This is a genomic window from Bradyrhizobium uaiense, from assembly GCF_010811875.1.
In the GTDB taxonomy this organism is placed as follows: Bacteria; Pseudomonadota; Alphaproteobacteria; order Rhizobiales; family Xanthobacteraceae; genus Bradyrhizobium; species Bradyrhizobium uaiense.
Genome location: NZ_VKHP01000843.1, coordinates 1 through 246, shown reverse-complemented (window position 1 = coordinate 246; position 246 = coordinate 1). Strand labels below are relative to the sequence as shown.

The following is a 246-nucleotide window of genomic DNA, read 5'->3' as shown; positions in this document are numbered from 1 at the left end:
CGACATTCCAGACCACGGCGTCGGCATTGAACGGCGAGCCGTCGTGAAAGGTGACGCCGGGACGCAGCTTGAATACCCACTTGGTCTTGTCGGCATCGTCGACCTTCCATTCGGTCGCCAGGCCCGGCACCAGTTTGCCCGGCCGGTCGGCAACGTCCATCTCCCAGGCCACCAGCGGATCGTAGATCGTATAGGCCGTAAACTGAAAGGCGCCGGCGCGGCGATCGGGCTGGCCGGTCGTCAGCG

1 protein-coding gene is annotated in these 246 nt (G+C 65.0%); it reads right to left on the bottom strand.

Annotated features, from left to right (window positions below):
* Positions 1-246 (bottom strand): ABC transporter substrate-binding protein (locus tag FNJ47_RS47715; RefSeq protein WP_236000628.1); only part of this gene is annotated, 246 nt, incomplete at both ends.